Genomic DNA, 5,493 nt, shown 5'->3' on the forward strand with positions numbered 1-5,493 from the left:
CCCCGAAATAATGATCTTCTTTATTTTTCCAGCCTTGAATAATTGGACAGTATGCACAACCCGGTCGGCCCCCTTGCCAAAAAATACCCGGTCCGGAGCACTGTCGCGCGATGATGCAACGCCGGTTAACACAATGGCTGTTTCGTAGTTTGAAATGCTGGCCATGGGTATAGGCTCGCCTTCCCAGGCGCGAAAAGCTTCAGATGCAAGAAAGGGGTTTGAGAATATAATGAGAATAAAAAGAGCGGTATAAAAGAGTCTTTTTTTGAATATCGGGCGCTTAATGAAAATGCATAATAGGAAAAGTAATATTACCCAGATTAGGGGGGAAAGGAAGTAATCAAGGGTTTTGGAAAAGAAGAAGAACATTTTTTTGTTGAGAAAGATCGAGGGGTTTGGGAACAAATATGGGATAAAAATTTAGAAAATGAGGTGCCCGCTCTTGGCCGCAGGAGGCCAAGTCCTTTTTGCTTTAGGTGCCCTCCACACGTCTTGGATTGCGCTAAAAGGCTAAAGCGTGGATTTACAACAAATATCAGGAAGGCGCGGGATTTTCCTGGCCGGCAGGCAGGTGCTTACTTTTTTTCCTGGAGGAACCATCCGCGATAGCGGAAGCTGAAATCGCATCATTCGACCCTTTGCGTCCAGTCTTCGAGTACTATTCCTTTTATTCTCTTAAAATGGTCTGTATTATTGGTCACCATAATCAAATTATGAGTAATTGATGTGACTCCAATCAATAGATCAAATTCATCCACAGCTTTTCCAGCCTTTCTTAATCTAGCTTTTTCCTTTGCATACAGATCAAGTGAATGGAAAATCGGAATCACATTGATACCTGTCAAAAAATTATCAAGGACTTTTTGATTCTTATCTTTTTTCTCACTGTTCTCAACACCAAACTTTAATTCCGCAAGCGTTATCTCAGAAATGAAGCAATTTTCAGGATCGACTTGTTCAAACTTTTCCTTGAGTTGAAATTTTCCTTTAATGAAGTATATACAAGTGTTTGTGTCGATAAGATACTTTTTCAAAGCTGCTCCAACTCTCGGGTAAAAGTCCGGCTAAGTCGAATATCCTCAATAATTTGTTCAGCATTGTGGGTCGACTCCCAAGCACCAAAGGATTTGTAAAATGTGTTCTTTTTCTTAACAATGTCTGTTTTTACAGAAAGTGTAAGTTTGGAGATAAGGTCGAGCTTATTACTCGGACTTAAATTATCAAGCAGTTGTAGGTAACCCTCAATAAGTGTTCTATTTATGTCTACAGCTTTCATCTATTTTCCCCTCCAAGAATTAGTAAACAAAGATAGTCAAATTGTTCATAGCATTTTTTGAAATTAGGTTATTGGATCTTGATTTCAAAACCGGGAATTCTGATTGAAAGATGATCCCGCTATTGGCCGCGGATGAGGTACATCTTCTCTGTTAAACAACTGCTGCATGCTTAATAATAAAACTATGATTCATTAATTCTGTAGCATATCGCATGCAGGCAGTATCCTCTGTTTCCAGGGATGGATATTGCTTTAAAGTATCTTCAGATGTTTCCCCTGCGCTTAAAAACTCCATTATTGTTTGAACACTAATTCTTTTACCTTTTATAATAGGTTTACCATTGCATACATTAGCATCAATTAAATCCGATCAAAAATCTGTTCCATAAATTAAAGCTGTTTCGCAAATAAAATGATATTGCCTGGAATATTAGTTTGCATCCAACCTAAATTCCGATTTGATAAAGTCTTGTTTTCACCGGAGTATTGGCTTTAGCAAATACAATTACGAGCTGCCACCTCTCTGCATAAGTAGGCGGCCTTGAGAAATGTAATAATCTGAAAACCTGTTAACTGTTTTTTGTAGCTTTGAATTATGAACCTAAGTGAAAGACATACCTCCTTGATAACAAAACTTTGTGAGAGCCATAAAGTCAAGAGCTTGTATGCCTTTGGTTCAGTCCTTACAAACAAGTTTAATGCCCAGAGCGATATCGACTTAATTGTAGACTTTGAACCTCTGGACGTTTTAGAGTATGCCGATAACTACTTCCACCTCAAATTTGCATTACAAGACGCTTTGAAACGACCTGTTGACCTCTTGGAGGACAGGGCGATAAAAAACCCGTATTTCAGAACTACAATAAATCAGCAGAGACAATTAATCTATGGATATTGACCTTAAAGCTTGGTTATATGACATTTTAAATGCCATCAATGAGATTGAAAGTTTCCTTGTTGACACTCCAAAAGATTTCCAATTTTACCAGAGCGATTTACGAACAAAACGTGCAGTAGAAAGGAATATAGAAATTATAGGAGAAGCGATGAGTCGAATTTTAAAGAAAGACAAAGCTTTAGAAATATCCAATTCCAGAAAACTTGTAGATGTGAGAAATAGAATCATTCATGGATACGACTCTGTTTCAGATGAAGTGATTTGGAGTATAGTAATCCGACATCTTCCTTTATTACAAGATGAGGTGGAAAAGCTACTGGGAGAATAAAAATCATTTTCCGGCACGAGGCAGGCGAAACTTCATCATGAAGTACCTACCGTATATTACGAATCTTTTCAATCTATTCCTGCAATTTGCGTTCACCTTGAATGAACATGACAATTTGATTTTTTTTTACACACCACATCAATTGATATATAATCATACGTCAATAATTTTCTCCATTACTCTGACCTTTCCGACCGCTCTCGGATGGAAAGTAAAGAACAGATAAAAGCACACTTTGCCCGTCATTTACAAAAGCTGCTCCGGGAACAAAAGTTGAGTCTCCGGGGACTGGCCACTAGTTCAGGTTTGGAATATAGTCAGGTTCAGCGCATTGCAAATGGTAAAGTGAATCTTGCATTGACAACAATTTATGCATCAGCAAAAGGGTTAAATGTTCCCGTGGATAAATTATTGACTGGCATAGATTGAGGCCTATTTACCCGCTTTTATAATTCAAGCTTTTTCTTCCTGTTAATGCAACCTTCCGGCTAGCAGGCTTGTCGCCAGCATTGGGACTTGAAAGTTACCGAGTTCGCTGAAGTTTGCTTTTTAGAATTTGAAACCTTAAAAACTCAAATCTTATGAAGAAGCTTACTATGAGCCTAATCGCAGCCATGATCATCGTCATGACATCCTGTGAAAAACAAGAAATCACTCCAGACAAACCTGTCATTAAGGAGAATTTAAAGGAATGCCGGGTATGGTGGTCTGTCAGAACCTGCGGCCGTTACCGTCCTTGCGGGATCAGCCAGCCTGGAGATCAGCTGGGACAACAACGTGCTCGTCACCAATGGTTACGCAGACGATTTGCTGACCGTCCTGGTGTATGATCCCCAATCCAACACATTCGCAATGGGACCCCCTAACATCCTGAGGAGTTCGCAGGCGGTGACAGTTGCCCTGCCAGCACACTGGACAGGCAGAACAGTCCATATTTATATGTACTACATGTCGCAGCAAACCGGCGAGTTATCGCGGACCTTCTACGCAGGTTCGGAGATTGTAGGTTAATTCACATGCGGCGGTATATCGCCGCCGCATTTTTATTTAATTCTTAAATAGTTAACATCATGAAACTAATCGAAAAATATTTTCATACCGCCCATCCATCCTTAAACAAGGAGATCACGGGCATATTCACACTTGTACTAATTTTCATCTTCTTCCCGTACGGTGTCCGCATGGTAGACTCCTCTGCTGCGGCAATTGATCCCGAAATCTATAGTGCAATCATACTGGCAGTCTCGGCAATATTAATCTTTAAAGCCGGGACCTGGTGGATCATAAAAGTGATTTGGCCGGTATTTGCTGAGTATTCGGACATGCACTTTGAGCGCAACTTCAAATCGCTCATAAGCTGGCAGAAAGTGCTCATTTATCTGAGTTTTTATTTAGCAATTTTTTATGCATTCGTTTTGATATTGGCCTCGGTCATTTGAAACCTGTTATCAAAACTTAAAAATCGAAATCATGGCAAAAATATTTAATGGAATGATATCCGGCAGGGTAGGAGATCTGATCTTCTATCGTAGAAATGGAGTTGATTATGTAAGGAAAGTTTCAAAAAGCCCAAGGAAGAAACCCTCCGCAAAACAGGTCGCACAGCGTGAGAAATTCGGGATTGTAATGCGCTTCCTTTCTCCACTGCGGGGCCTACTTGATGAAAGCTATCGGAAGATAAATCCAAAATCTTCAGGCTTACAAACCGCGGCGAAACAAATATTAGAGGAAGCCATCACGGGCGAATACCCGGCACAGAGACTAGATTTCTCCAAAGTATCGCTGTTACGTGGAAACCTTGGGTCGCCGGCGGCTGAAATGACTTACCGTTCTGAAACTAATGATCTAAATCTCTGGTGGCATGTTGCCATGCGCACAGATTGTTATCTCGATGATGAGTTGATTATGCTTATCTATTGCCCGAGTATCTCTCAAGCATGGACAACGCTTTATAAGGTAGCGATGCGATACGAACAAGGATGTCTCATTCAACTCCCATGTGAATTATTGGGACACGAGATCCACATTTGGCTCGCTTACCGCTCCGCCATGGGTAAATATTCTGAAAGTGTATACATGGGACAAATTCTCACCAAAAAACTTCAAGAACATGAAAACATACAATGAAAACCGCGAAGAATTGATGGTGGAGCTTGTTAAGTTTTCCATTTTCTACATCCTTTTGATCATCACCGTGAATGGTTTCGCTACCCAGAATGGATCCTCTCGATTCCAGGATCCGCCAGGGCTTTCAGCAATGCAAAGCAGAGTGCGGCAAATCTACACCTCCCAAATCGGCATCCGCGAAAAGCAGCCCAACTCTGGCCCGGCAGTAGAAGCGTACCTCCGTTACGTAAACCTTCCAAAAGGAAACCCATGGTGTGCGGCGTTTGTGTGCTGGACGTTCGGTAGGGCGGGGGTCGTCAATCCACGGAGCGGGTGGTCACCGGATTTGTTTCCGGCTTCGAAGACAATCTTTGAGAGGGGAAAGCTGAAAGCGGAAAGCGGAATGCATAACTCTTATACATCTAGCCTGGCAACGGGTACTCTTCCCCGACTGGGTCGGGGATCTCCTTCAGACGCGGTGCAACTCGCGTCCTCTATCTATTTCAAACAACCCGGGCTTCAAACCTCAACGCAGCTGCAAATCGTCATGTTCCTTTTGCACACGAAGTGGGCTCGGTGCACCTGCGGCTGGTGGCCGCGTGCTATTAACAAGATCCCCGACCCAGTCGGGGAACAGTCCACTTGTCCGTCCAGCCTAACAACTAATGCCGTAGGCATCCCTTCGGGACAACCAAGAACCAAACCCACTCCCGTCACCGGCGACATCTTCGCCCTCTACTTCCCCGAAAAACGCCGCATCGCCCACGTCGGCTTCATCGATCAATGGGATGGAACCTGGATGATTTCTGTGGAGGGAAACACCAATGTTTCAGGAAGCAGCGAAGGAGATGGGGTGTACAGGAAGAGGAGGCTGGTGAGGACTGT

At 42.5% G+C, this 5,493-nt stretch carries 12 protein-coding genes; 8 read left to right on the top strand and 4 right to left on the bottom strand.

Going from position 1 to position 5,493, the window contains the following annotated elements; translation table 11 throughout:
* The 4 genes from ACLL8Z_RS06845 to ACLL8Z_RS06860 all read right to left on the bottom strand — a co-directional run.
* Positions 1 to 369: hypothetical protein (locus ACLL8Z_RS06845; protein ID WP_411274022.1), on the bottom strand; the 369-nt coding region annotated here is incomplete at its 3' end.
* Positions 370 to 626: 257 nt separating this feature from the next.
* Positions 627 to 1,034: a type II toxin-antitoxin system tRNA(fMet)-specific endonuclease VapC gene (gene vapC, locus ACLL8Z_RS06850; protein ID WP_411274023.1), complete on the bottom strand. Its 408-nt coding sequence runs from the start codon at positions 1,032 to 1,034 to the stop codon at positions 627 to 629.
* On the bottom strand, positions 1,031 to 1,276 hold the full coding sequence (locus ACLL8Z_RS06855; RefSeq protein ID WP_411274024.1) for a hypothetical protein: 246 nt from the start codon (positions 1,274 to 1,276) through the stop codon (positions 1,031 to 1,033). Before ACLL8Z_RS06855 ends, vapC begins: the two co-directional genes overlap by 4 nt.
* 151 nt (positions 1,277 to 1,427) lie before the next feature.
* Complete coding sequence (locus tag ACLL8Z_RS06860; RefSeq protein WP_411274032.1) at positions 1,428 to 1,637, bottom strand: DUF433 domain-containing protein; 210 nt, start codon at positions 1,635 to 1,637, stop codon at positions 1,428 to 1,430.
* 234 nt (positions 1,638 to 1,871) lie between these two features.
* Between ACLL8Z_RS06860 and ACLL8Z_RS06865 the strand changes: the two genes are divergently transcribed.
* The 8 genes from ACLL8Z_RS06865 to ACLL8Z_RS06900 all read left to right on the top strand — a co-directional run.
* A complete protein-coding gene (locus tag ACLL8Z_RS06865; protein WP_411274025.1) occupies positions 1,872 to 2,174 on the top strand; it encodes a nucleotidyltransferase family protein in 303 nt (100 codons plus the stop codon).
* Positions 2,164 to 2,502: a DUF86 domain-containing protein gene (locus tag ACLL8Z_RS06870; protein WP_411274026.1), complete on the top strand. Its 339-nt coding sequence runs from the start codon at positions 2,164 to 2,166 to the stop codon at positions 2,500 to 2,502. The genes ACLL8Z_RS06865 and ACLL8Z_RS06870 overlap by 11 nt, the downstream gene beginning before the upstream one ends.
* A gap of 204 nt (positions 2,503 to 2,706) precedes the next feature.
* Positions 2,707 to 2,931 carry a helix-turn-helix domain-containing protein gene (locus tag ACLL8Z_RS06875; RefSeq protein ID WP_411274027.1) on the top strand — a complete coding sequence of 75 codons (225 nt, stop codon included), beginning with the start codon at positions 2,707 to 2,709 and terminating at the stop codon, positions 2,929 to 2,931.
* A gap of 152 nt (positions 2,932 to 3,083) precedes the next feature.
* Positions 3,084 to 3,332: a hypothetical protein gene (locus tag ACLL8Z_RS06880; protein ID WP_411274028.1), complete on the top strand. Its 249-nt coding sequence runs from the start codon at positions 3,084 to 3,086 to the stop codon at positions 3,330 to 3,332.
* On the top strand, positions 3,262 to 3,513 hold the full coding sequence (locus ACLL8Z_RS06885; RefSeq protein WP_411274033.1) for a DUF6266 family protein: 252 nt from the start codon (positions 3,262 to 3,264) through the stop codon (positions 3,511 to 3,513). Before ACLL8Z_RS06880 ends, ACLL8Z_RS06885 begins: the two co-directional genes overlap by 71 nt.
* A 59-nt stretch (positions 3,514 to 3,572) precedes the next feature.
* A complete protein-coding gene (locus ACLL8Z_RS06890) occupies positions 3,573 to 3,941 on the top strand; it encodes a hypothetical protein (RefSeq protein WP_411274029.1) in 369 nt (122 codons plus the stop codon).
* 31 nt (positions 3,942 to 3,972) lie between these two features.
* A complete protein-coding gene (locus ACLL8Z_RS06895; RefSeq protein ID WP_411274030.1) occupies positions 3,973 to 4,629 on the top strand; it encodes a DUF6266 family protein in 657 nt (218 codons plus the stop codon).
* The coding region (locus ACLL8Z_RS06900; RefSeq protein ID WP_411274031.1) for a hypothetical protein at positions 4,613 to 5,493 on the top strand (881 nt) is incomplete at its 3' end. The genes ACLL8Z_RS06895 and ACLL8Z_RS06900, both read left to right, overlap by 17 nt.

The organism is Daejeonella sp. (assembly GCF_046590655.1).
Lineage (GTDB): Bacteria > Bacteroidota > Bacteroidia > Sphingobacteriales > Sphingobacteriaceae > Daejeonella.

Bases quoted from the DNA above. Each gene is read 5' to 3' on its own strand.
- ACLL8Z_RS06880 (WP_411274028.1), top strand. From the start codon at position 3,084: ATGAAGAAGCTTACTATGAGCCTAATCGCAGCCATGATCATCGTCATG.
- ACLL8Z_RS06870 (WP_411274026.1), top strand. From the start codon at position 2,164: ATGGATATTGACCTTAAAGCTTGGTTATATGACATTTTAAATGCCATC.
- ACLL8Z_RS06865 (WP_411274025.1), top strand. From the start codon at position 1,872: ATGAACCTAAGTGAAAGACATACCTCCTTGATAACAAAACTTTGTGAG.
- ACLL8Z_RS06855 (WP_411274024.1), bottom strand. From the start codon at position 1,276: ATGAAAGCTGTAGACATAAATAGAACACTTATTGAGGGTTACCTACAA.
- ACLL8Z_RS06895 (WP_411274030.1), top strand. From the start codon at position 3,973: ATGGCAAAAATATTTAATGGAATGATATCCGGCAGGGTAGGAGATCTG.
- ACLL8Z_RS06890 (WP_411274029.1), top strand. From the start codon at position 3,573: ATGAAACTAATCGAAAAATATTTTCATACCGCCCATCCATCCTTAAAC.
- ACLL8Z_RS06875 (WP_411274027.1), top strand. From the start codon at position 2,707: ATGGAAAGTAAAGAACAGATAAAAGCACACTTTGCCCGTCATTTACAA.